The following is a 24,198-nucleotide window of genomic DNA, read 5'->3' as shown; positions in this document are numbered from 1 at the left end:
ACGAGCTTCCCGCGACACGCTCGGACCGCCGCGCGGCCCGCTGCGGCTAGGCTGGCGGTGAATTCTCCATCCGGCGTTGTCGATTCCGATCGGCAACCTTCGCAGGACCGCGACGGCGGCCGGTCGTGGCGCCGCCGTCCCCGATGCCATGAGCGTGAGGAGAGTCGGCACATGACCCACATGGCGAGTGCGGGTGGCGATACTTCGGCGGACAACGTCGGCAGCACCGGCGGCCGGACCGTCGCACCGCGTCCCTACCGGCTGGCGGACGTGCCGGGGCCACTGGCACGCGACGAGCTGGCGGCGATCGACGCGTGGTGGCGCGCCGCGAACTATCTCGCGGTCGGCCAGATCTACCTGACGGCTAATCCGCTGCTGCGCGAACCGCTGCGCGCCGAGCACGTCAAACCCAGGCTGCTCGGGCACTTCGGCACGGTGCCCGGCCTGAATCTCGTGTGGGTGCATGCCAATCGCGCGATCCGGCAACTCGGCCTGAACGCCGTCTTCGTCGCGGGCCCCGGGCACGGCGGTCCGGGCCCGAACGCGTGCGGCTGGCTGGAGGGGACGTACTCCGAGGTCTACAGCCACATTCCGCAGGACGCCGCGGGGATGGGCGCGCTGTTCCGCCAGTTCTCCTTTCCCGGCGGGGTGCCGAGTCACTGCGCACCGGAGACGCCGGGCTCCTTCCACGAGGGCGGCGAACTCGGCTATTCGCTGCTGCACGCGTTCGGCGCCGCCCTGGACAACCCCGATCTCACCGTGTTCTGCGTGGTCGGCGACGGCGAGGCGGAAACGGGTCCGCTGGCCACGAGCTGGCATGCGAACAAGTTCCTCAATCCGGCGCGCGACGGCGCAGTGCTGCCGATCCTGGCGCTGAACGAGTACAAGATCGCCAATCCGACCATCCTGGCGCGCATCCCGGAGCCGGAGTTGCTGTCGCTGCTGCGTGGCTACGGTTACGAGCCGATCGTCGTCGCCGGCGACGATCCCGCGGCCGTCCACCAGGCGATGGCCACGGCGGTGGACACGAGCATGGAACGCATCGGGCGGATCCAGGGCGCCGCACGCGACGGCGCCGATGGGGCACGGCCCAGCTGGCCGATGATCGTGCTGCGCACACCCAAGGGCTGGACCTGTCCGCCGGTGGTGGACGGCGACCAGGTCGAGGGCACCTTCCGCGCGCACCAGGTGCCGTTGCCGGGCGCGCGCACCGACGCGGACCACCGCGCGGTGCTGGAACAGTGGCTGCGTTCCTACCGTCCGGAGGAACTGTTCGACGACGACGGCAAGCCGGTGCCGGAGCTGACCGCTCAGGTACCCGTCGGCGAACGGCGGATGAGCGCCAACCCGGTCGCCAACGGCGGTACGCTGTTGCGCGACCTGTACCTGCCGGACTGGCGCGACTTCGGCGTCGAGGTCACCGCGCCGGGCGCGACCCGGCACGAGGCCACCAGGGTGCTCGGTGGCTGGCTGCGTGAGGTCACCAGGCACAATCCGGACAACTTCCTCACCTTCGCGCCGGACGAACTGGCCAGCAACCGCTTGCAGGACATCCTCGAGGTCACCGGCCGCAACTGGCAGGCGGAGATCGACCGCCGCGACCAGAAACTCGACCGCGGCGGCCGGGTGATCGAGGTGCTGTCCGAACACATGTGCCAGGGACTGCTGGAGGGCTATCTACTGACCGGCAGGCACGGCGTGTTCACCTGCTACGAGGCGTTCATCCACATCGTGGACGCCATGTTCAACCAGCACGCCAAATGGCTCGACGCCAGTTCGGCGGTGCCGTGGCGGCGTCCGATCCCCAGCCTGAACTACCTGTTGTCCTCGCACGTGTGGCGCCAGGACCACAACGGCTTCACCCACCAGGACCCCGGATTCCTGGACGTGGTGCTGAACAAGAAGGCCTCGATCGTGCGGGTGTACCTGCCGCCGGACGCGAACACGCTGCTGTCCACCTACGACCACTGCCTGCGCTCCCGCCACTACGTGAACGTGGTGGTCGCGGGCAAGCAGCCGCAGGCCGACTGGTTGTCGGTGACCGAGGCCGCCGAGCACTGCGCACGCGGGATCGGGATCTGGCCGTGGGCGGGCCACGGCGACGAGGTGGGCACCATGCCGGACGTGGTGCTCGCCTGCGCGGGAGACATACCGACGCTGGAGACCCTCGCCGCGGCCGCGATCCTGCGCGAACGTCTGCCCGACCTGCGCGTCCGGGTGGTGAACGTAGTCGACCTGATGCGGCTGCAAACGCAGGACGAGCACCCGCACGGCCTGCCGGACAGTGAGTTCGACACGCTCTTCACCCAGGACCGGCCGGTGATCTTCGCTTTCCACGGCTATCCGTGGCTGATCCACCGGCTGACCTATCGGCGCACCAACCACGACGAACTGCACGTGCGCGGCTATCGGGAGCGCGGCACCACGACCACGCCGTTCGACATGGTGATGCTGAACGATCTGGACCGCTACCACTTGGTGATGGACGTGATCGATCGGGTGCCGTCCCTGCGCGAGCGGGCCGCGGGGCTGCGGCAAGAGATGGTCGACGCGCGGTGGACGGCCCGTGCGTGGACCAGGGAACACGGCGAGGACCTCCCCGAGGTCGCCGACTGGAACTGGCCTTACCAGCGGAACTGAGCCCCACGAACCCGGCGGTAGAAAGTACGATCGACCGTATGGAAAGTGGTCAGCGAACCGCCGAGATCACCGACAAGCGCCTGTTGCGCGGTGCGAAGACGCGTGCCACGGTGCTGCGGCATGCGGTCGACATCGCCTCGCTCGACGGATTGGACGGCCTGAGTTTCGGCAGGCTGGCCGAAGACACCGGTCTGAGCAAGGCCGGAATCCAGACCCTCTTCCGCACCAAGGAAGCACTCCAACTGGCCACCATCGATCACGCACGCGACCGCTTCGTGGAAGCGGTCGCCGAACCCGCACGGTCCGCGCCGCACGGCGTCGCCCGTCTGCGGGCCTTGGTGGAGCACTGGATGGTCTATGCCACGACGCCGCTGTTCGCGGGCGGATGCTTCCGCGTCGCGACCATGGCCGAGCACGACAGCAAGCCGGGCCCGGTGCGCGACGCCCTGCTCCGCGATCAGGGAGCGTGGGTTCGGCTGCTGGCGCGGGAGCTGCGCGCGGCGGCGTCCGCCGGTGAGATCCCTCAACTGGACGCCGATCTGGTCGCCTTCCAGATCGATGCGGTGCTCTGCGCGACGAATACCGCGCTGCGGATCGGTGATCCGGAGGCCGCCGACCGCGCCCACCGCATCGTCGAAGGCTTTCTGCGACCATCGTGAACTCGCGCTATACGCGTTGAGTATGACTCGAATCGAATTGTCGCAGGTACCAGGACATTCGGAAATCTCGGACACGAGCCCGCACGACCTTGTATCTTGCGAACAACGCGTTCCGCGCGTTTCCGAAGCAACTCCCCCATCCGTCGCCGTTGCCGGAGGGCGCGCAGAAGGGCGGTTCCCCATGAACCACACAGCCGAGGCGACCGGGTTCGAAATCCTAGGTGCGATCTTGATGGTGGCCTGGATGGTCGTCATGTGGGCGGCCGTCGGCGTGCTCGCCATCGCGATGCGCAAACCGTTGCGACCATGGATGTTCCGCACCGCGCTCGGTGTGATCGCGTTGGGCGTCATCGCCCAGATAGGTCACTTCCAGGAGCACGTGGCACAGGTCGGATACTGGGTCCAGCACCCAAACTCACCGGCGTGGATGACGCCGTGGGGCACCGGCTTGGCCAATGGATTCGGCCAGGTCAACCATATGAAGCCGTCGCTCGGGATGGAAATCTTGCACTTGGTCGGCAATTTCCACTTCCTCGCCGGACTGGTCGGTGTCGCACTGGTCACCCACCACGCCCTGGAGAGCAAGGCGCGCAAGTGGGGCCGCATGGGCGTACTGATGCAGGGCATCCACGGACTCGAGCATCTCGCGCTCACCCTGACGGTCGCCTTCGGCACCAAAGCGATCGGCCTGTCGACCTTCTTCGGCCTGCTCGACCCGGGAGCCGGTGCGTCGACCTACCGCATCTGGTGGCATTTCCTGGCCAACGTGATCGGCACGAGCATCTTCGCCATGGCGCTGTACTACCTGTGGCAGGAGCGCGCCGTGATCGAAGCCCCGTTCCGCGACCCCGCCGCCGCGAAGCCGAGCCGCGCGCCCGCGGCGGCCACGGGTTCAGGGGCCCCGGCATACGCGGCGGTCACCGAGGCCTGATCCAGCAACCCTAAAAGGGCGTCTGCCATCGCGGCAGGCGCCCTTTTCGTGTATGCGCGAAGGGCTTTCCGTCGCAGCCCGTTCATCAGCCCACAGCGGCGAGCCGCGCGGCACTGCCGCTGCCCTTCTTCGCCCCCGCATCCCGCGCGCATGCCGGCTCCACCTCCGCGGTCAGCACGGCCCTGGCGTGGTGAGTGCAACGAAGACACAGCCCCCGTGCCCCGGCCGGTCGTGCTACCCACGTCACTTTCGGCGAGAGCGCCGCATCACTGCCGCGCCCCCTACCCGGCCCGCCGGAAGGCCGCACCGTCCCGAAAAAGCATCGCGTCGAGCAAGTTTCGCAAAGCCCCCGGGTTACAGGCGGTCGGCATCACCCCTGGTCAAGACGCCGACCCACGCCGGAAACTCCGCAATTCTTCCCAAGTATGGGAAAGCACTCGACAAGGTATCGACCCGTCGATTAATGTGACGTTATCCAACGGCACGATAGATAGGGACCCGCCGATCGGACCACACCGGGCCGATCTCCGATCCCGAGGTGGCGAGATGAACGGACGCGAACGATGACCGGCATCACGCCGCACCAGCGACGGACACAGACCTGGCTCGTCCGCCCGCTGATCGTGAGCGCGATAGCGGCCACGCCGGAAACCCCGGCGCCGGCCGAAGCGCTGGCCGGGCCCGACGCGATCGTCGCGGCACCGCGCCCCGCAGACCCGGGCCGCCACGGAGACGACAGGCCGGGCTCTTCCCATCCCGACAACCGGGACCGAGCCGACCGGCACCGGCCCGCGGACCAGACGTCCGCGACGGATGCCGCCCCGATCCCTTCCCCGCCCCCACCTCGCGCGGCAACCCCGACCATCGACGTTCGCCGCACCGCCGCCGCTCGAACCGTGTCGCCGCGCACGGCTCGAATTCCGAACGGAGACTTACGATGACCGCCACGACCAACTCCGCCGCACGGCGACTGCTCGCCTGTACCGCGATCGTCGGCATCCTCACCGCCGGCGCCGTCGGCATCGCGGGCGCCGAGTCGCACTCGGGCCCCTCCGACCCGCGCAACGGCACCGGCGACACCAACGGCTGGCACCAGATCGACCCGATGGGCTACAACCACCGCGACAACGACCCGCTCCGCGCAGACGAGCACGACGACGCCATCCGCGACTACCACCAGCGCCAGAGCACCCCTGCGCCGGCCGACACCACCACGGGCAACAATTCCGTCAGCCCCAGCTGGTCGCGCGTCGCCCGCCCGGACGGCAGCGGCTACACCGTCTGCCGCCCGCAGGCCCGCTGGTGCCAGTGATCGCCGGACCGGCTCACTCACTCGCACCCACAATCTTCCGCGACGTCCTTCTGGACTGATCGTACCGCTGTCTAGCGGCACATTACTTGAAGTATCACCAATCCCGGAAATCCACTCCGGCCGGGATAGCGCACGAAAGAGAAACGCCAATGATCAACATTAACGGGCTTCGCCGGACGACCGCGTGTAACGACAAGCGCGGCACGGCACGGACGCTCACCCTGCTGGCGGCGGCAGCGGTGGCGGCGGGCGGCCTGAGCCTCGGCGCGGGCACCGCCGAGGCTCAGGGCGCTGCCTGCCTCTGGGCCGGTGGCGCCTACGGCCAGGGCACCACCGTCGTCGCGGGGGGCTCGACCTTCACCTGCGGCACCGACGGGGTCGGCGCGCCCTACTGGCACCGCGGACACAATGTGCGGCAGGCCAGCACCGTGCCCAACCCGGGCGCGTACACCCACCCCGCGGGCCTGTTCAGCCCCGGCGCCCGCCAGTACGGCACGGAATACAACGACTACTGCGTCGGAAGCCAGCTCATCGAGGGTTCCGAGGACGTCTACCAGGTCGTCTCGGACGGACGCGGCTCCGTGTGGTGGAAGGCCGCGGGATCGATCGACCAGTGGGCCTTCGATCCCGGCACCGGGCCGCAGCATTCCTGGCGGTCGTCGAGCCTGTGCTACGACGGCTCCCTGACCTGACCCCTGACCGACCTTCCTACCGGCACGCCCGTGACCGCCGCCGCGGTTACGGGCGTGTTCGCGTTCGCGCGGGCCTTCGCTCCGATTCCAGCCGAATCCGCTCCTCGAGGTGATCCGGTACGTGCCAGCTGATGTCGGCCCTGGTAGCCGCCATCAGCTTTCTGCGTACGGTCGCCACCTGCGCATCGACCGTCCGGATCGAGCTGCCCCTGCGCGCGGCGATGGCGCTGTTGGCCCAGCCCGCGGCGGCCAGCACGGCGACCTCGCGTTCCGCGGGCGTCAACTCGTCCCAGCGCGAGGCCGTCGACCTGGCCTGCGACCGCCGCGCAGGCAGCAGCCGATCGGCGGGCAACCTGCCCAGCAGCAGTAATTGCAGTTCGTCGCGTTCGGGACGCAGGCGGGCGCCGCGCTGAACCGCCGCTTCGTGCGCCTCAGCGCCGAGGACCGCGGTGACCGCCGCGACCGCCTGAGCGGTGCCCCTGGCCACCAGGGTCACCCGGTCTGCGACGATGCCCATGGAGCGGTGCAGCGTAGCGATCCCGCCTTGCAGATGGGCGATCTCGGTGGCGGCGGCGATCGCTTCGGCGCTGTCGGTGTCCCCCGCCTCGATCCGGGCGGACAGCAGGTAGGTCAGCGCCATCATCATGAAATGCGCGACCCAGCCCGCCGTCCAGGTGTCCCCCGTGATCAGCAGGCGTTCCAGGGTGGACCGCCCGAGCGTGACCGCCTCTCGCGGATCGCCGTGCCGGGACACCGCGATCATCCAGGCCAGCTCCGCCCATGAGGTCGCCCAGCCCGCGTCGGAAGCGACGGCCCGGTCCAGATGCCTGCGCGCGGCCCCGAGCGCGACGTCCGCGTCACCAAGGTTCGCGTACGTGAGCGCCTCGAACAATTCGCTGCGCTGCTCTCCGGCCCGGTCGCCCAAGGTGGCGAATTTCCTGCGCGCCCTGGCCAGCACGTCCACCGCCCGGATGTCGAGATGGATCAGCAGCAGTTCGAGTCCCCAGGTGAACTCCACCGCGGCGGGCAGGCCGACATCGGTCGCCGTCGTCTCCCGCCAGCCGCGCCGAAGCTCCGCGTCGGACAGGCACTCCGCGGCGCATTCGTCCAACAACTGCGCGGTATAGGCGTGTCTGCCCTGCCAGATGGCGATCCAGCCCACCAGCGCGGTCGCGTTGATCCGCAGCCGGGTCGGCGGCGGCTCCACCTGCGCGGTGACTTCCAGCGCCTGTTCGGTCAGGCTGGTGATGGCGCGGTTGGACCCGGTGATGAACGGCACGCGCAACGCCATCAGCGTCGCGGCGGTCTCCAGCCCGACCACGGCCTCCTCCGGATCGGCGAGACTGGTCTCGACGGCGATGAGGATGTTGTCCCAGGCCGCCCGGGCCCAGGCGATCCACTCCTGCTCCCGCGGGCCGTACCAGGTGGCCGGGCCCGCTGCCACGCGGTCGCGATAGTGCCGCCGATGCCGGGCGAACAGCCGCGCCTCGTCCAGGTGATCGCCGCGGGCCGACAGCCGGTCGCGCACGAACACCCGAACGCTTTCCAACAGGTAGTAGCGCACCGTCGAGGTGGTGATACGGGCCGACAGCAGCGAGCGTTCCACCAGGCGCTCGAGCAGCCCCTCGATTCGCTCCGCGGGCAACGTCGCGTCCGCGCACACCGCGACGATCGCGTCCACGTCGGCCCCGCCGCACGGCGTCTCGTCGTCCTCGGCGTCGCAACCGGTGGCGAACACGGACAAGCGGTCCAGCAGCAACTGCTCCGACGCGGTACACAGGCCGTAGGACCAGGCGATCACGTCACGCACGCTGCGGTGCCGTTCGCCGATGCCGCCCCTGGCCCCGTGCGTCCACTGCAGGCGGCGATCGTCGGTGTCACCGGACAACTCGCGCAACAGGATCGCCGGTGGCCGGTGCAGCAGCCGCGCCGCGGCCAGGCGGATGAACAGCGGGTTGTTGTCGACGTGCCCGCAGATGCGGGTGGCGATGGCGAGCTGGCCCGGATCCTCGGAGATCGGCCGCCCGGTGCGCTCGGCTCGCCGCCGGAACAGTTCGAGGGCGTGCACGCTGGACAGCGGAGGCACGGCTACCAGCTGCTCGTCGATCCAGCCGATCGGCTCCCGGCTGGTCGCGACGATGGTCAAGCCGGGGGCCGCCTGGAGCAGTCCGATGATCAGCGGGCCGACTCCGGCCAGCACGTGTTCGCAGTTGTCCAGCACCAGGATGGTCCGGTGCGTCTCGCCATCGGCGAGACCGTCGGCGAAGATCTCCACCAAGCCGTCCCAGGCGGAGCGGCCCGCGATGCCGTTCTTCGCGACGGACAGCAGCACCTCCTCGGCGACCGCCCCGGTCTCCGCGCCGGGCACCAGCCGGGCCAGGCGCGTCCAATACACCGGGTGCCGCGCCGCGCCGCGATAGCGCCGTACGGCTTCCACCGCCAACGTCGTCTTGCCGATGCCGCCGGGCCCGACCAGGGTGATCAACCGGGCGCTGGACGAGCTCAGCAGGGCTTCTATCCGCCGCAGTTCGGCATGCCTGCCCACGAACTCGACGGGCGCGGCGGGACCGTTGTCACCACCGCTGTTCACCTCCGACATGCCGACGCACCTACCGATCCAGACAATCACCGCTCGAGCAGCCTAATGGGCGCGGCCGGGGGAAGAGTTTCGCACGCCTCCGGCCCGGTCGCCGGGGAGGCAGTCGTCTATCGATCCCGGCTCCCCCCTCGACGGCGCCGGCTGGGCCGCCGCTCGGATTCGTAGCGCACCCGATCGGCGAGCTCGTCGGGGATGTGGGCCGCGATGTCGGCGCGCGAGGCGATCTCCAGCTTCTGCCGGATGGCGGCGACCTGCGCGTCGACCGTGCGGATGGAGCTGCGCCGCCGCCCGGCGATGGCGCTGTTGGGCCAGCCGGCCGCCGCGAAGACGGCGACATCGCGCTCGGCGTCCGACAGATCGTTCCAGCGGGAAGCGGGCCGCCGCGACACCGGCCGGGAGGCCGCCGGGCGATCCGGGCGCCGGGAGGCCGGGACCGGATCCGCGGTGGAACACCACAGTGCGTCCAGTTCGGGCCGCAGTCGCGTTCTGCGCTCGGCGGCGGCATAGGCCCGGTCGCCGAGCACCGCGCGGGCGGCCTCCGCCGCGCCGCGGAGTTCGGCGGCGATCAATGGAACGCGTTCGACGGAGATGCCCATCGAACGCTGCCGCGTCTTGAAACTGCCGACCAGATACGCGATCTCCGTCGCGGTGTCGGCGCACGCGGCGCGATCGCGGCCCTCGGCGCGCTGCGCGAGCAGGACCTGGGCCAGCGCGACGATGTGCGCGCCCACCGCCCAGCTCGCCGTCCAAGTGTCCTGCTCACCGCGGTGGCGCGTGAGCACACCATGGGTCAGCGTCAGCGCCTCGGCGGCGGACCCGTGCTTGGCCAGCGCCACCGCGCGCGCGATCTCGGCCCAGGCTCGCGACAACGTCGAGCCCGACGATGCCGACCGCGCCAGGAACCGCGCGGTGTGCTCCAGCGCCTGCGTCCGGTCGCCGACGAGAGCGGCGCAGAACACCACGAACACGTCACTGCGCTCCGCGCCGATGCGATCGCCCTGTTCGGCGAACTTGTGGCGGGCCCGGGTGAGGATGGTGATCGCGCGCCGGTCGCCGCGCACAAGCATCAGTTCGAGGCCCCACATCCACTCGACCGGCGCGGGCAGCCCGAAATCTGTGTCGGTGTATCGCGGGCCCGCATCCGACGGCAGGGCCGCGCGGTCGGCGAGCAGTTGCGGGATGTGATCGGTCCGCCCCTGCCACAGCGAGTTCCAGCCGAGCAGAGCGGTGGCCAGGTCGGCGAGCCCGGAGGTGCCGGGGCCGGAGCCGCGGGTGGCCTCCAGCGCGCGTTCGGTCAACCGGGTCAGCGCGCCGGCGCCGGACTTGACGTACGGCACCTTCATCGAGAGCAGGACGGTGGCGATCTCGAGGGCGACCACGGCTTCGGCCGGGTCCGCCAACCCGGATTCGATGCCGAGCACGATGTCGTTCCACGCCGACCGCGCCCATGCCAGCCAGGTCTGATCCTGCGGACCGAGCCAGAGGGCCTGTCCGGCGACCACCTTGTCCCGCAGATACCGGCGGTGCCGTCCGGCGAGCCGGTCGAGCTCGGCGCGGCCCCGGCGGCACAGCCGCTCCCTGGCGAACACCCGGACGCTGCCCACCAGGTACCAACTGACCGTGGTCGCGGTGAGGTGCGCGGACAACAGCGACTGTTCGGTGAGCCGCTCCAGCAGATGCTCGATCTCACCGGCGGGCAGGTCGTCATCGGCGCATACCGCGATCGCGGCGTCGAGGTCGATGCCCCCGCGCAGCGACTCGTCGTCGGTCTCGTATCCGGCGGCGAAGACCGACAGCCGCTCGAGCAGCAACTGCTCGGAGGCCCCGCACAGCGCGAACGACCACGCGATCACGTCGTAGACGCCGCGGTGGCGCCGCTCGGCGCCCGCACGTGCTCCGTGGGTCCAGTGCAACCGCTTGTCATCCGCGTCGCCGGTGAGTTCGTGCAGCACCATGATCGGCGGTTGATGCCGCAGGCGCGCCGCGGCAAGTCGGATGAACAGCGGGTTGTGGTCGACCCGGCGGCAGATCCGCGCGGCAACGGCCGTCGCCTCGCGCTCGTCCGGGATCGCGCGTCCGATGAGTTCGGCCCGCTGCCGGAACAATTCGAGCGACTGCCGCGGCGACAGCGGCGGTACGGGCAGGATGTACTCGTCGGCCCAGCCGATCGGTTCGCGGCTGGTGGCCAGGATGGTCAGTCCCGGTGTGCCTTCCAGCAACTCGGCGATCATCGCCGCCACCGCGCCGAGCAGGTGTTCGCAGTTGTCCAGGACTAGCACGGCGCGCTCGGTGCGACGGTCTCCGCTGGTGAAGGTGCGCACCAGCGCGTCGCGGGCCGGCGGCGAACCGGCATCGGCGCACACGGCCGACTGCATCACGTCCTGCGCGGTGGCGGTGCTGTCGGCCTCCAGCCCGGCCAATCGCGCCCAGTACACCGGCCTGCCCCGCACGCGGGCGCCACGGCGTAGGGCCTCCGCGGCTAATCGGGTTTTGCCGATCCCGCCCGGGCCGACCAGGGTGATCAGGCGGGCGCCGCCGTCCAGCAGCGTGCCCAGCCGGTCCAATTCCGTTTCCCGGCCGACGAATTCACTGGTGGATGCAGGCAGCACGTCGCCACGTGCCTGAACCAGGGACATAAAACGAAAGTTAGCCGACGACGCGGCAAAGCGCTCGACAATCAGAGGTTACGTCGACGGTGAAGCCGTCCGCTCGCGCGGTCGCCGGTCCGGTACCCGCTTCCCGCGCCGGTTCCTACCTGGCGGAGGCCATCTGCTGGTAGTGCATCTGGACCACCGCGCTGTCGAAGGTCATCACGTCCACCAGCTGCAAGCCCGACACCACCGCGGGCGTCGGGAACAGCGGAATCCCGCCACCGAGCAGGATGGGATGCACGAACAGCCGGTACTCGTCGATCAGGTCGTGCTTCATGAACGCCGACGCCGTCTCCGCGCCGCCGAACAGGACCATGTCGCATCCCGGCTGCGCGCGCAACGCCGTGACCTCCTCGACGAGGTCCTCCCTGACCACGCGGGTGTTCCACCCCGCGCAGGCCATGGTGCGCGAGAAGACCAGTTTCGGCGTCTCTTTCCAGCACCGCGCGAAGTCCACGTAGAACTCCGAGATCGCCGGATCCACGTCGGCGGTCGGCCAGAACGACGCCATGATCTCGTAGGTCTTGCGGCCGTAGAGGAACAAGTCGGCCGAGCGCAATTCGTCCAGGAACGACTCGCACAGTTCCTCGTCCACCACCGGCCAGTGGACCTCCTGATCCGGCCCTTCCGCGAAGCCGTCGAGCGACATCTGCATCCACAGTGTCACGCTTCCCATGTGCCCACACCCATCTGCTGCCCTTGTGCGACATTCAGATTGTCGGGGGGAGCGACACTTCGGCGCATCGGTAGGTTGCCCGCAGACATACCTAAGTAGGGATGTCAGGCGACTCGGCGCCGCGATCGCGCGCCGGATGGTCCCAATATACCGTTGATCAACGGCACGTTACCGCCACGTATCGCCAATGATGGGAATCTGAAACAGAAATTCTTCGGTCGGCGACGCCAGGCGGTCGGATCAGGCTTCCGGCAGCGCCTCGGCCAGCTCGGCGTCCTGGTCGAGATACCTTGCGACGAGCCGGTTCACGAGTTCGGCGGTGGTCTCCGCCGGGACCGGCCTGGTCGCCGCCAGGCGCTGGGCGAGCTCGGCGACCTGCGCCGGACCGCGTTCGGAGTCCTGGAACGACGCCCACGCGGTGCGCCGGAACAGGTCCACGTAGCGGCGGGCGATCCGCTCCGCGTCGGCGCGCAGCTTCTCCAACTCGCCGAGGACCTCGTCGGCCGGGATGCCCGCGGCCGCCATCTGGTCGAGACTCTGGGTCAGACGGCGGTCCGCGATCCGGTAGGTCGCGGCGTCGACGGGCTCGTACAGACCCGCGGCGACGACCCGGGCCAGACCGTTGGGCACGTCGCGATAGCGCTCCGCCAGTTCGGTCGCCGCGATCGTTTCCCCGGCGTCCACGACGAGCGGCTCGGTCGCGCCGGGCTCGCCGACACCGAGAATGTCCCCCAGGTCGTCGCCACGGTCCCAGGCGTTGAGCAATTCCTTGATGCCGTTGAGCTTGATCCCACGATCGAGCAACCTGCTGATGGTGCGCACCCGATTGAGGTGGTCGGCACCGTAGAACCCGGTACGCCCCTTGACCTGCGGGGGCGGCAGCACACCGCGTTCGTGGTAAACGCGCAGGCTGCGCACGGTCGTACCGGCCTCCCGCGCCAGCTCGTCGATCGTGTATTCCACACCCGCAGTCATACCTCAAGGAAACCACATCGCAACACGTGACGACCGCCGGTGCGCGGCCATTGCCGGGACGACCGACCGGTCTCTAGCGACATTTCAGCAAACATCACTGGCGTGCTGCGACGCGGCCTCCCGAGGGCGCGCCCACCAGCCGTTCTTCCCGCCTCTGGAAATCCATCCGACGCCCGGTTCCGCCGCTGCGCCTATCCTTCCGGCATGGGTGAATCCGCGGGTCTTCCGGCCAGTCTCGCCGACCGCGAGCGCGCGATGCGCGAGCTGACCCACCACCTGGGCACCGGACGGTTGAGCCTGGCCGAGTTCGACGAACTCAGCGCGGCCGTCGCGGCCGCGACCAGCAAGAGTCAACTGGCCGAACTGTTCGCCGACCTGCCGGGCAGCACACCGCCCCCGGCCGAGGTCACCCCGGTCAACCCGCTGCCGCGCCTGGTGGTGCTGGCCGGCGCGGCCGTGGTCTTCTCGGTGGTGCTCGCGGTGACCACGGGCAACTGGCTGTGGCTGCTGATGATATTGGCCGCGCCAGCGCTTTTCATGCTCACCGCGCGCACCACCTGAGACCGCTCACCACCTCGACTTCGGCCGCACGTAGTTGGCCAGGTCGACCAGGCGGTAACGGTGCAGCCGGTGCGGGGCGATCCGGGCCAGCGCCCGGAGGCTCGACTCGAGCCCGCGTTGCAGCCCCAGCGGGGTGAACGGGAAACCGAGCAGGGTGGCCTCCGCAGTGGCGGCCTGACCGCCCGCGCGCACCCACTCCAGCGCCGCGCCCACCACGATCACCTGCAGTTGCAGCGCCCGCGGTTCGTCCGGCGCGGCGTCCAGCCGCGCGGCCGCCTCCAGCAGGTCGGCCTCGGTGGTCTCCGGGATCGGTTGCGAGACCAGCAGCAGACACCCGGTCATGCGCGCCACGTTCTGATACCGCGACGCCTCCGGCACCTGATCGAGCACCTCGACGGCTTCCAGCAGGCCGCCGTCGGCGGCGAGCCTGCGGGCCAGGCCGAACGCCGCGCTCACCACGCCGTGATTGGTCCGCCAGACCGTGCGGTAGTACTCCTCGGCGAGCCGATGCCAGTGGTCGCCCGCGGCATCCCCGAGATGCTGGAGGGTGAGCTCGGCGGTGGCCGCCAGCGCCAGCGCGGGGGCGATCTCACCGGGCAGCATGCCGTGCACCAGGTCGAAGTACTCGTAGGCGCGCTCGTACTGCCCGTCCAGCAGGGCGGCGACGGCCGAGTACCACTCGATGCGCCAGTCCGTGCCGTAGTCCGGCCGCAGATCGGCGAGCCGGTCGCAGGCGGGCACCACCTCGCCCAGGTCCAGGTGCGCGCGCACCGCGGTGAGCGTGCCCTCCAGTTCGAACGTCTCCGGCTCCGGGATGGTCCCGGAGACGATCCGGTCGGCGGTGCGGCGCAACGCGTCCAGGGCGTGCCTCGGATCGCCGTGCAGCAGTGTGGACAGCAGATCGGCGCTGGGATCCTCGCTGTCGATCAGCGGCACCGGCAGGGCGGCGACGACGCTCGGCGCGTCCAGCGCGGGCAGGCGATGCCGCCCGTCGGTCATGCCGTCGGTCTGGCCGATCAACGTCTCGATCCCGAAATCGCCGCGCATCGCGCCGAATTCCAGCGACGCCTGCGGATGTTCCTTCCCGGTGTCGTAGGCCAGCACCATCCGCAGCACGCCGGCGAGCTGGCCGTACATCGCGTAGGCGGTCGGGAAGCGGCGCCGCGGATCCGGATCGGTCGCCCGGCACAGCAGCCTGCGCAACGCCGGATATTCCCGCAGCAGCGGCTGATCGTCCGGCGAAGGGACGCCGGGCAGTTGGTGTCCGTCGGCGTTCTTGGGCATGTCCAGCACCAGCGCGGCCAGCGTCCGCCCCACGGTGTAGATGTCCGAGGCGACCGTCGGGCCGGTCTCGGTGATCTCGGGCGCCTGATAGCCCGGGGTGCCGTAGATGCTGCCGTAGGACTCCATCGCGGCCACCGCGCCGAGGTCGATCAGCTTGACCTCGTCCTCGCTGACCATGATGTTGTCGGGCTTGAGATCGTTGTAGGCCAGGCCGAACGAGTGCAGATAGTCCAGCGCGGGCAGGATCTCCATCATGAACGCGATCGCCTCGGACGCCGGAATACGTTCCGGCGCACGCAGATCCAGCATTTTCTTCAGCGAGCGTCCGCCGACGTACTCCATGACGATGTAGCCGTCGGCCACGTCGCGCCCGGAACGGTGCTTGACGAAGTTGTGGATCTTGACGATGCCGGGATAGGCCACCTCGGAAAGGAATTGGCGTTCGGCGAGGGCCACCACGTGCGCCTCGAAGTCGAGCGGGTTCTGCAACCCCTTCAACACCACCCAGCGGTCGCTCACATTGCGATCGATCGCAAGGTAGATCCATCCGAGCCCGCCGTGGGCCAGGCAGCCCTGCACTTCGTACTGGTCGGCGACCATCTCCCCCGGCTGGAGCAGGGGCCGGAAGTTGAACGGCGAGGCGCATCTTCCGCATTCGCCTTCTACGGCGCCGGGCCGCGCTTCGGTGGTGCGGCCGACCGGCTGCTGGCATTTCCAGCAAAACCGTTTGTGCTCGGGCACTTCCGGGTTCTGCATCACCGCGGTGCGCGGGTCGAGGGGGCTCACCTTGGGCATGGACACCAGGCCGCCGCCCAGTCTGCGCCCGCTCGGCCGCGAGCGCGCGCTGCGCCCGGAACCGGGGTCGGACTCGAGTGCGCCGAGCAACAACTCGGCGGTCCCGATGGTGTGCTCGTCGCCGTCCCGGTCGGCCGGTTCGACGGCGCTCGGAACCGAGTCGACTGCCACGGCACGTGGTTTCTCGACATACCGTGGAGTCGACCACGGATTGGGTGGTAGCGGAGGCACTTCGGTCTTGAGCAGGTGCCGAGTTGCCCAGGGGTGAGCAGTTCGCCGGGGCACGTCGGTACCGCGCATGCGCCGATTCGCCCAAGGGTGCGCAAGTGGACGGTCGGATGCGCTGGGGTGCTCCGGCATACGAACCTCTCAGACCCGCCGTGTGATCGCGGTTTCATTCTGGTCCGTCGCCTGTCGATGCGCGCTGGTTTTGTTCCCGACATTGGGAATAGATCCGCCCCGGACGAACGGCCCGGGGCGGATACTGCCTTACTCTTCGTCGGGCTTGTCGAGGATCACCACCGGATCGCCCGATTCGCGGCGCGGGCGCTCGGCCAGGACCGGGAACTGACCGGTGATGCCCTGGCGGATCTCCGCGATCTGCAGCACCCGCTTTCGGGCGAGGAACCAGCCGCCCACCAGCGCGGGGGCCATGATGACGACCATCGCGATCACCGCACCGCGCTGCACGTGGTCGTCGCTGAAGGCCATCAGCCCGACCACGACGGCGAGGAACACCAGCGTCGCGAAGCTCGTGTACGGCGCGCCGATCAGCCGGAACGACGGACGCTGCGCGCGGCCGGTGCGCGACCAGCGCCACAGCTGCAGCTGGCAGACCACGATGGCGGTCCACGCGAAGATGGTGCCCAGCGCCGACATGTTCAGCACGATCTCGAAGGCCTGATCCGGCACCACCGCGTTCAGGCCGACGCCGATGAGCGCGACCGCGCCGGTGGCGAGGATGCCGACGTAGGGCACGCCGCCGCTGGACATCCGCGCCGCGATGGTGGGCGCGCTGCCGTTCATCGACATCGAGCGCAGGATGCGGCCGGTCGAGTAGAGACCGGCGTTCAGGCTGGAGAACGCCGCGGTCAGCACGACCAGGTTCATCACGGAGCCCGCGCCCTCCACGCCGAGCCGCGAGAAGAAGGTGACGAAGGGGCTCTCGCCGTTCTTGAACGCGGTGTAGGGCAGCAGCAGCGCGAGCAGGACCAGCGAACCCACGTAGAACAGCGCGATCCGGGCGATCACCGAGTTGATCGCGCGCGGCATGATCTTCTCCGGGTTCTCCGCCTCACCGGCCGCGGTGCCGACCAGTTCCACGGCGGCGTAGGCGAATACGACACCGGTGGTGACCAGGACCAGCGGGAGGAGCCCGGTCGGGAACAGCCCGCCGTGGTCGGCGATCACGCTCGGACCGGTGGTCTGGCCGTCGATCTTGAAGCGGCCCGCGAGGAACACCGTGCCGACGATCAGGAAGGTCACCAGCGCGACCACCTTGATCAGCGCGGCCCAGAACTCGAGCTCGCCGAACCACTTCACCGAGACGAGATTGATGCTGACCACGATCGCGAGCGAGACCAGGGCGATCGTCCACTGCGGTATCGCCTCGAACGCTCCCCAGTAATGGACATACGTCGCGATCGCGGTGATGTCTACGATCCCGGTCATGCACCAGTGGAAGAAGTACATCCACCCGACCGCGAACGCCAGTTTCTCGCCGTAGAACTCGCGGGCGTAGGAGACGAACGATCCCGAGGAGGGGCGATGCAGCACCAGCTCACCGAGCGCCCGCAGGATGAAGAACACGAACACGCCACAGATGGCGTACACGAGGAACAGGCCGGGGCCCGCGCTGGCCAGCCGGCCACCCGCGCCGAGGAACAGGCCGGTGCCGATCGCCCCACCGATCGCGATCATCTGCAGCTGACGCGGGCGCAGCGACTTGTGATAGCCCGAGTCCTCGTCTTCGAGCGCGGCAGCCTGCGCGGGCGCATCCGCGGGTGGTCGAACTGTGGTCATGGCGGTGGCCTTTCACGTGACGGCGATCATAACTTCGCTCAATGTACCGTTATGTAGCGGCACGTTCAATAGCGAGTCGCGACTTGTAACACGCTGGACATCAAAGTCTTTGAAAAAAGGGCGTCCGATCAGCGACGATCGCCGCGACATTCGTTGATCGTGCCACCGCGTATCGGTACGCTAGATGAGACAAATCGGATGAGGGAGCGCAGATGGCCTGGTTCGAGCGGGAATTCATCGCGGTCCCCGAGGACCGCAAGAACCAATTGGTCTACAAGTGGCCGGACGTCAACATCCGCCGGTACAGCCGCGCGATGGTCAACGCCGACCAGATCGCCCTCTTCCTGAAGTCCGGGCGTGTGGTGGGCGCGATGGGCCCGGGACGCCACCGCATCGACGCCGACGAGCTACCGGTGCTCGGCGCGCTCGTCGACACCCTCACCGGCGGCAACTACTACCGCGCCGAACTGTATTTCGTCTCCACGCGCGAGTTTCCGGGGATTCGCTTCGGCGGCCGACTGGACGACATCCTCGACCCGGTCAGCGAGCAGGTGGTGACGCTGCGCGTCTTCGGCGAATTCGCCGTGAGCGTCCGCGATCCGGCCGAACTGCTCACCGCGCTCGCGGGCACGGCCGATCTCACCGACCAGGAACGGGTGCAGAACTGGTGCGCCGACCTGCTGCTCAAATCCATGAAGATGGCGGTGACCAGGGGGGTCGCAGGCGGCGACTGGCCGGTGCTGGGCCTCTCGGCACAGCTGCAACCCATCGAGCAGGCCGTGTTGCGCCAGACCAACACCGCGCTCTACGAATACGGGCTGCGCATCCCTCGGATGGGTAACTTCGACATCAGCCTCGCGCCGGAGGACGCCGACCGGCTGAAGCGGCTGGCCAAAGACGTCAAGTACATCAACCTCACCGGCGATTTCCAGCGCTATGCCGCGGGCGAGCTCGCACTCGGCGCGAGCCAAGGCTTCGCGCGCGGGCACCACCACGGCGTCGAAGGCGGATTCCTCGGCGCGGCGCTGAGTTTGAACGCGATCGGCCATCACGTCGGCAGCCCCTCCCCGGCGCCGCAATTGCCCGCCGCCGCGCCCGAGACGGCCCAGACGTCATGCGCCGCTTGCCAGTCCGCGAATCCCGCGGGCGCGAAGTTCTGCATGAACTGCGGAGCGCGTCTCGCCCCGCAACCGCGGCACTGCCCGAACTGCGGTTCGGAAGCGACGCCCGGCGCCAAGTTCTGCGGCAACTGCGGAACGCCGATGCCCGGAGGCTGACGCCGAGCGCCTGCCTCCGGGCATCGGGTGGAAGATCAGCCCGCGACCGTCGGTGCGACGGTCGACTCACCGCCGCTCACCATGCCGCGCACCTGCCGCGCCGCCACCGAGAGCGCCGCGAGATCGTGCGTCTCGGACGCGAAGATCTGCGCCAGCGCCGCGCCGGCACGGGCCAGCCGAGACCGGTTGGTCGATTCCCAGTACGCGATCTTCTCCGCGGTGCTGTCCTGCGGTTCGGTCGCGGTCAGTACGTCGCGGGTCAGCGACCGCAGCGAATCGTAGAGATCCTCGCGGACCGCCAGCCGGGCCAGCGCCCGCCAGCGCCCGCCGCGCTCCAGCTCGCCCACCGCGGTCACCAGCCGTTCGATCTGGAAGTGCTCGTTGAGCGCGTAGTACAGCGCCGCGACCTCGGCGGGATCGCGATCGGCGATGTCGGCCAGGTCGATCACGTCCAGCAGCGGGAAGCGGTGGATCAAGCCGAACGCTTCCTCGGCGAGTTCCCGCGGCGCGCCGCGGGTGATCGACCGCCGCGAACGCTCGGCGAGGTCGTCGCTGAGGTAGCCGGTCAGCCACCCGGGCACCTGGCCGGAGAGGGCGCGCACGCCGTCGCGGTACCTGGCGATGTCCGCGCCGATCGCGATCGGCTGCGGCCGGTTGGACAGCAGCCAGCGCGCGGCCCGATCCAGCGTGCGCTTGGTCTCCAGCTCCAGCTCGTTGCGCGCCGCCGTGGACATCGGCGTCTGCCTGATCCGCTCCCACAGCGCGTGCAGATCGAAGATCTCCACCGCCGCCTTGTACGCGCGCACCGCGTCGTCGGTGGTCGCCCCGGCCTCTTCCGCGAGCCGGAAGGCGTAGGTGATGCCGCCGTAGTCCACCATCTCGTTGATCACGACGGTGGCCACGATCTCGCGCCGCAGCGGGTGCCTGCCGATCGCCGTGGCGAACCGCTCCCGCAGCGGCGCGGGGAAGTAGGCGGGCAGCACCGACGCGAACGCCGCGCTGTCGAGCAGATCGCCGGCCAGCAGGTCGGCCTTGAGCGAGAGTTTGACGTGCGCCATCAGATTCGCCAGCTCGGGCGAGCTGAGCCCGAACCCCTCGGCGGCGCGGCGAGCCAGTTCCGCCTCGGTCGGCAGTGCCTCGAGTTCGCGGTCCAGACCGCGGCGCTGCTCCAGGTCGTTGATCAGCCTGCCGTGCACCCCGGACATGCCCGCCGCGTCGGCCCGCGACATCCCGAGCCGGAAGTTCTGCGAGATGTTGTCGCGCAGCACGAGTTCGGAGACCTCGTCGGTCATCGAGGCCAGCAACGGGTTGCGCTCGTCGACGGCGAGTTCACCGCTGGAGACCACGGCGTCGAGCAGGATCTTGATGTTGACCTCGTGGTCGGAGCAGTCCACGCCCGCCGAGTTGTCCAGCGCGTCGGTGTTCATCCGTCCGCCGTTGCGCGAGAACTCGATCCGGCCCAGCGCCGTCGCGCCCAGGTTGCCGCCCTCGCCGATCACTTTGACCCGGAGCTGGTCGGCATTCACCCTGACCGCGTCGTTGGACTTGTCGCCCACCTCGGCGTTGGTCTCGGTGCTCGCCTTGATGTAGGTGCCGATACCGCCGTTCCAGAGCAGATCCACCGGAGCCAGGAGAATGGCTTTGATCATCTCCGGCGGCGACAGGGTGGTGACGTTCGCGGGCAGGTCGAGCGCCGCGCGCACCTCGGGCGTCACCGGGATCGCCTTGGCTGAGCGATCGTAGACGCCGCCGCCGGGGCTGATCAGCGACGTGTCGTAATCTGCCCACGACGATCTCGGCAACGCGAACATCCGCTTCCGCTCCTGATAGGAACGCGCGGCGTCGGGAATCGGGTCGAGGAAGATGTGGCGGTGGTCGAAAGCGGCCACCAGACGAATGTGCTCGGACAACAACATGCCGTTGCCGAACACATCACCACTCATGTCACCCACACCGACCACCGTGAAGTCCTGGGTCTGGGTATCGATCTCCATCTCACGGAAATGCCGCTTGACGCTTTCCCACGCACCCTTGGCGGTGATGCCCATCGCCTTGTGGTCATAACCCGCCGAACCACCGGAAGCGAACGCGTCACCGAGCCAGAAACCGTAGCTCTGAGCCACATCGTTGGCGATATCGGAGAACGTCGCGGTGCCCTTGTCGGCGGCCACCACGAGATAGGTGTCGTCACCGTCCCGGCGCACCACCTGCGCGGGCGGAAGCACTTCGCCGGTCGCGCGATCGACGTTGTCGGTGATGTCCAGCAGGCCGGAGATGAACGTGCGATAGCAGGCGACGCCTTCCGCGCCGAAGGCCTGCCGGTCGGCCGCCGGATCGCCGGTGGCCGCCGGTGGCTGCTTGACCACGAAACCGCCCTTGGCGCCGACCGGCACGATCACCGCGTTCTTCACCGCTTGCGCTTTGACCAGACCGAGAATCTCGGTGCGGAAGTCCTCCAACCGGTCCGACCACCGCAGACCGCCACGCGCGACCGAACCGAAGCGCAGGTGCACGCCTTCCACCCGCGGCGAGTACACGAAGATCTCGAACTGCGGCTTCGGCTTGGGCAGTTCGGCGATCGCGTGCGGATTGAGCTTGAGCGACAGGTAATCCAGCGCGGCTCCGGCCGCGTCGCGCCGGTAGTAGTTGGTGCGCAGGGTCGCCTCGATCAGACCGAACAGCGCGCGCAGGATGCGGTCGGTGTCCAGGCTGACCACCGCGTCGATCTCGGTCTGCACCCGCTCGGCGATCTCCGCGGCCCGGCCCGCGGCCTCCGCCTCGACGCCGTCCGGGTCGAAGTACGCCGCGAACAACTCGATGCACGACCGCGCCGTCGCCGGATGGGTGAGCAGCACGCGGGTGATGTTGCCGAAGGTGTAGGCGAATCCGGCTTGCTGCAAGTACTTCGCGTAGGCCCGCAGCAGGGCGACCTCACGCCAGTGCAGGCCGGCGCGCAGGACCAGTTCGTTGAGGCCGTCGACTTCGGCGCGGCCGAACCACATCGCGGTCACGGCATCCGGGAAACGCCGTCGCACACTGGTTTCCGGCAGCGACGCGGCCTCGACGGAGTGCGCCAGCTGCGCGAGCGGCTCGACGGCGAGCGCTTCCCGCAACGGCGCCGCGGTCACCCGCAGCCCGAAGTCGTAGATCCAGCGGTCCGGCCGGTCCGCCAGCACGACACGGTAGGGCCGCTCGTCGACCACCTCCACACCGAGGCTGTGCAGCACCGGCAGCACGCGGCTCAACGAGATGCCCTCGCCCGCGACGTAGAGCGTGAAACGCCATTCCGGTGCGGCGGAGTCGCCCTGGCGGTACAGATCGGTGTCGATCTCCCCATCGGACAGCCGCTCGAGGCGGCGCAGATCGGTGAGCGCGTGCGCGGGCTCGTGCTCCTGCTGGTAGCCGGTGGGGAAGGCCGCCGCGTAGTCGGTGGCCAGCGCCTGCGGTACGTCGGACGCGCCCGCGGCCTCGGCGACCAGCCGGTCGCCCCAGGTCCACGTCGTCGCCAGCAGCAGCTCCTGGATCCGCTCGCGATTCTCCTCGGAGATGTCGGCGGCGTCGGCGCCCGGCTTGCGGTGCACCGTGAAGTAGACGACGGCCAGCTCCGATTCGGTGGCCCGCGCCGAGTACGCGATCTGTTCGGCGTCGAACTGCTCGCGCAAGATCTCGCCCATGCGCACGCGGACCTCGGTGGAGTAGCGGTCGCGCGGCATGTAGACCAGGCAGTAGATGGTGTCGCTGCGCGAATCGCGCCGGATGAACAGCCGCACCTGCCGCCGCAGACCCAGATTCATGACCGCGGAGACGGTTTCGAACAGCCTGCGCGCGTCGGTGGAGAACAGCTCGACCCGCGGGAACGACTGCATCATCTCCAGCATGGCCTGCCCGGAGAACGAGTCCAGGCCGAAGCCCGCCCATTCGATGACCTGCAGCACGCGCCGGGAGATGACGGGGATGTCGAGAATGTTCTCGTGCAGGCCCGCGACGGTGAAGGTGCCGACGAAGACGTGTTCGCCCTTGACCATCTTCACGGTATCGCCCCAGGCCGCACGGCCGCTCGGGTCGCTCGCGCCGTAATCGGCCACGCTGATGAAGTACAGATCGCGGGAGCCGGGCAGCAGCGAGTCCACGGAGCCGTTGGCCATCCGCAGCACGGTGCGCTTCGCGCCGACCACGGGCACGCTGATGTCCGCGGTGGCGCCGTTGCCGAGGATGCCGAGCCCGGTGCCGGGCAGCTGCCACGGCTCGAAGGGGGCGTCGGCGCTCGGCGCGGAGCGGCGGAAGTGGTAGTAGCCGTAGCCGAGCGGGGTGAAGTGCCCGTCCGACAGCCAACGCAGCAGACCGGCGGTCTGCGGGATCTCCGCGTCGCCCGCCCATTGCGCCGCCTGATCGAGCTGGTCGGCAACGGTATTGAGCACTTCGACCATGGTCGGCGTGTCGTCGGCCACGCGGCGCAGGTCGGCCAGCAGCGGCGGCAGGGCCTGTTCGATCCGGTCGACCAGTTCGTCGGACAGACCCGCGCCCAGCTGCACGTGGATCCACGACTCGCGCAACGCCCGACCGTCGGTCTCCGCCGCCGGTTCGGCCACACCGTCGCGGGGCGCGATGGACAGCGCCCGGCCGTCGGCGTCGCGCGACACGTCGAACACCGGATGCACGACCTCGGTGACCGTGGCACCCAGGCGGCGCAGCGCGGCGGTCACCGAGTCGACCAGCAACGGCATGTCGTCGTTGACGATCTGGATCGCGGCGCCGACCCCGGCGCTGTCGTCCGGCCGGTAGACGTGGGTGGTCGCCGAACCGGGCGCGCGCGTGGCCGCCAGTTCCAGATGCTGACGGAAGATCCGCTCGGCCCGATCCGTGATCGCCGACGTCGAGGACCCCGGCTGGATCCACCGGAAGTACGCCGCTTCCAGATCGGTCGGATCATCGCGGAACCGCTTCGATGAAATCGTCTGCTGGGTGGTTGCCACCATCGATCCGTTGCCTTCCCGAGAACTGCGCTCGTACGTGTTTCGTACTTCACATAACGTACCGCTGGATAACGGCACAATCAACAGTGTAACAATAATTTTCCCTGGCGGACATGGGTTACGGCGTCCGGATCAGGGATTTTCCGAGCCC

General features: G+C 69.2%; 14 protein-coding genes. 7 read left to right on the top strand and 7 right to left on the bottom strand.

The genetic code is table 11. The features are described from left to right. Positions 1-171 precede the first annotated feature (171 nt). The 5 genes from ACL03I_RS19475 (at position 172) to ACL03I_RS19455 (ending at position 6,234) form a co-directional block, all read left to right on the top strand. Entirely contained in the window at positions 172-2,640 is a 2,469-nt protein-coding gene (locus ACL03I_RS19475) for a phosphoketolase family protein (RefSeq protein ID WP_412806624.1), read from the top strand. A gap of 38 nt (positions 2,641-2,678) precedes the next feature. Continuing rightward, positions 2,679-3,299 (top strand): TetR/AcrR family transcriptional regulator, encoded by a 621-nt coding sequence (locus ACL03I_RS19470; protein ID WP_412806623.1) that lies wholly within the window; start codon positions 2,679-2,681, stop codon positions 3,297-3,299. A gap of 181 nt (positions 3,300-3,480) precedes the next feature. Then, positions 3,481-4,230 carry a DUF6008 family protein gene (locus ACL03I_RS19465; RefSeq protein ID WP_412806622.1) on the top strand — a complete coding sequence of 250 codons (750 nt, stop codon included), beginning with the start codon at positions 3,481-3,483 and terminating at the stop codon, positions 4,228-4,230. Positions 4,231-5,167: 937 nt separating this feature from the next. Next, on the top strand, positions 5,168-5,542 hold the full coding sequence (locus ACL03I_RS19460; RefSeq protein WP_364431897.1) for a hypothetical protein: 375 nt from the start codon (positions 5,168-5,170) through the stop codon (positions 5,540-5,542). Positions 5,543-5,691: 149 nt separating this feature from the next. Further along, positions 5,692-6,234, top strand: a complete 543-nt coding sequence (locus tag ACL03I_RS19455; RefSeq protein WP_355072227.1) for a hypothetical protein — start codon at positions 5,692-5,694, stop codon at positions 6,232-6,234. A gap of 46 nt (positions 6,235-6,280) precedes the next feature. On the opposite strand, the gene ACL03I_RS19450 is transcribed toward ACL03I_RS19455, so the two are convergent. The 4 genes from ACL03I_RS19450 to ACL03I_RS19435 all read right to left on the bottom strand — a co-directional run bounded on the left by ACL03I_RS19450 (position 6,281) and on the right by ACL03I_RS19435 (position 13,135). Then, positions 6,281-8,833: an ATP-binding protein gene (locus ACL03I_RS19450; protein WP_355072225.1), complete on the bottom strand. Its 2,553-nt coding sequence runs from the start codon at positions 8,831-8,833 to the stop codon at positions 6,281-6,283. Positions 8,834-8,940: 107 nt separating this feature from the next. Beyond that, the gene (locus tag ACL03I_RS19445) at positions 8,941-11,469 is read right to left on the bottom strand and encodes an ATP-binding protein (RefSeq protein ID WP_355072223.1); all 2,529 of its coding nucleotides are present in this window, start codon (positions 11,467-11,469) and stop codon (positions 8,941-8,943) included. A 115-nt stretch (positions 11,470-11,584) separates the two neighbouring features. Beyond that, positions 11,585-12,160 carry a dihydrofolate reductase family protein gene (locus ACL03I_RS19440; RefSeq protein ID WP_355072221.1) on the bottom strand — a complete coding sequence of 192 codons (576 nt, stop codon included), beginning with the start codon at positions 12,158-12,160 and terminating at the stop codon, positions 11,585-11,587. Between the two features lie 240 nt (positions 12,161-12,400). Further along, positions 12,401-13,135, bottom strand: coding sequence for a MerR family transcriptional regulator (locus tag ACL03I_RS19435; protein WP_355072219.1), 735 nt, complete (start codon positions 13,133-13,135; stop codon positions 12,401-12,403). 204 nt (positions 13,136-13,339) lie between these two features. On the opposite strand from ACL03I_RS19435, the gene ACL03I_RS19430 reads away from it, so the two are divergent. Continuing rightward, on the top strand, positions 13,340-13,696 hold the full coding sequence (locus ACL03I_RS19430) for a DUF1707 SHOCT-like domain-containing protein (RefSeq protein WP_356966539.1): 357 nt from the start codon (positions 13,340-13,342) through the stop codon (positions 13,694-13,696). A gap of 6 nt (positions 13,697-13,702) precedes the next feature. On the opposite strand, the gene ACL03I_RS19425 is transcribed toward ACL03I_RS19430, so the two are convergent. Both ACL03I_RS19425 and ACL03I_RS19420 read right to left on the bottom strand, forming a co-directional pair. Next, positions 13,703-16,006 carry a serine/threonine-protein kinase gene (locus ACL03I_RS19425; protein ID WP_379254592.1) on the bottom strand — a complete coding sequence of 768 codons (2,304 nt, stop codon included), beginning with the start codon at positions 16,004-16,006 and terminating at the stop codon, positions 13,703-13,705. Positions 16,007-16,264: 258 nt separating this feature from the next. Next, the gene (locus ACL03I_RS19420; protein ID WP_355072213.1) at positions 16,265-17,797 is read right to left on the bottom strand and encodes an amino acid permease; all 1,533 of its coding nucleotides are present in this window, start codon (positions 17,795-17,797) and stop codon (positions 16,265-16,267) included. Between the two features lie 212 nt (positions 17,798-18,009). Here ACL03I_RS19420 and ACL03I_RS19415 point away from each other — a divergent pair, with 212 nt between their 5' ends. Then, positions 18,010-19,074, top strand: a complete 1,065-nt coding sequence (locus tag ACL03I_RS19415) for an SPFH domain-containing protein (protein ID WP_355072211.1) — start codon at positions 18,010-18,012, stop codon at positions 19,072-19,074. A gap of 35 nt (positions 19,075-19,109) precedes the next feature. On the opposite strand, the gene ACL03I_RS19410 is transcribed toward ACL03I_RS19415, so the two are convergent. Further along, a complete protein-coding gene (locus ACL03I_RS19410) occupies positions 19,110-24,050 on the bottom strand; it encodes an NAD-glutamate dehydrogenase (protein WP_412806621.1) in 4,941 nt (1,646 codons plus the stop codon). Positions 24,051-24,198: the final 148 nt, after the last annotated feature.

Source organism: Nocardia sichangensis, assembly GCF_047200615.1.
In the GTDB taxonomy this organism is placed as follows: domain Bacteria; phylum Actinomycetota; class Actinomycetes; order Mycobacteriales; family Mycobacteriaceae; genus Nocardia; species Nocardia sichangensis.
The sequence above is the reverse complement of the archived record's forward strand: the minus strand, read 5'-3'. Positions and strand labels throughout refer to the sequence as shown.

Coding starts and splice junctions, on each gene's coding strand:
- ACL03I_RS19435 (WP_355072219.1), bottom strand. CDS start 13,135: ATGACTGCGGGTGTGGAATACACGATCGACGAGCTGGCGCGGGAGGCC.
- ACL03I_RS19420 (WP_355072213.1), bottom strand. CDS start 17,797: ATGACCACAGTTCGACCACCCGCGGATGCGCCCGCGCAGGCTGCCGCG.
- ACL03I_RS19415 (WP_355072211.1), top strand. CDS start 18,010: ATGGCCTGGTTCGAGCGGGAATTCATCGCGGTCCCCGAGGACCGCAAG.
- ACL03I_RS19465 (WP_412806622.1), top strand. CDS start 3,481: ATGAACCACACAGCCGAGGCGACCGGGTTCGAAATCCTAGGTGCGATC.
- ACL03I_RS19430 (WP_356966539.1), top strand. CDS start 13,340: ATGGGTGAATCCGCGGGTCTTCCGGCCAGTCTCGCCGACCGCGAGCGC.
- ACL03I_RS19470 (WP_412806623.1), top strand. CDS start 2,679: ATGGAAAGTGGTCAGCGAACCGCCGAGATCACCGACAAGCGCCTGTTG.
- ACL03I_RS19410 (WP_412806621.1), bottom strand. CDS start 24,050: ATGGTGGCAACCACCCAGCAGACGATTTCATCGAAGCGGTTCCGCGAT.
- ACL03I_RS19445 (WP_355072223.1), bottom strand. CDS start 11,469: ATGTCCCTGGTTCAGGCACGTGGCGACGTGCTGCCTGCATCCACCAGT.
- ACL03I_RS19440 (WP_355072221.1), bottom strand. CDS start 12,160: ATGGGAAGCGTGACACTGTGGATGCAGATGTCGCTCGACGGCTTCGCG.
- ACL03I_RS19455 (WP_355072227.1), top strand. CDS start 5,692: ATGATCAACATTAACGGGCTTCGCCGGACGACCGCGTGTAACGACAAG.
- ACL03I_RS19475 (WP_412806624.1), top strand. CDS start 172: ATGACCCACATGGCGAGTGCGGGTGGCGATACTTCGGCGGACAACGTC.
- ACL03I_RS19460 (WP_364431897.1), top strand. CDS start 5,168: ATGACCGCCACGACCAACTCCGCCGCACGGCGACTGCTCGCCTGTACC.
- ACL03I_RS19450 (WP_355072225.1), bottom strand. CDS start 8,833: ATGTCGGAGGTGAACAGCGGTGGTGACAACGGTCCCGCCGCGCCCGTC.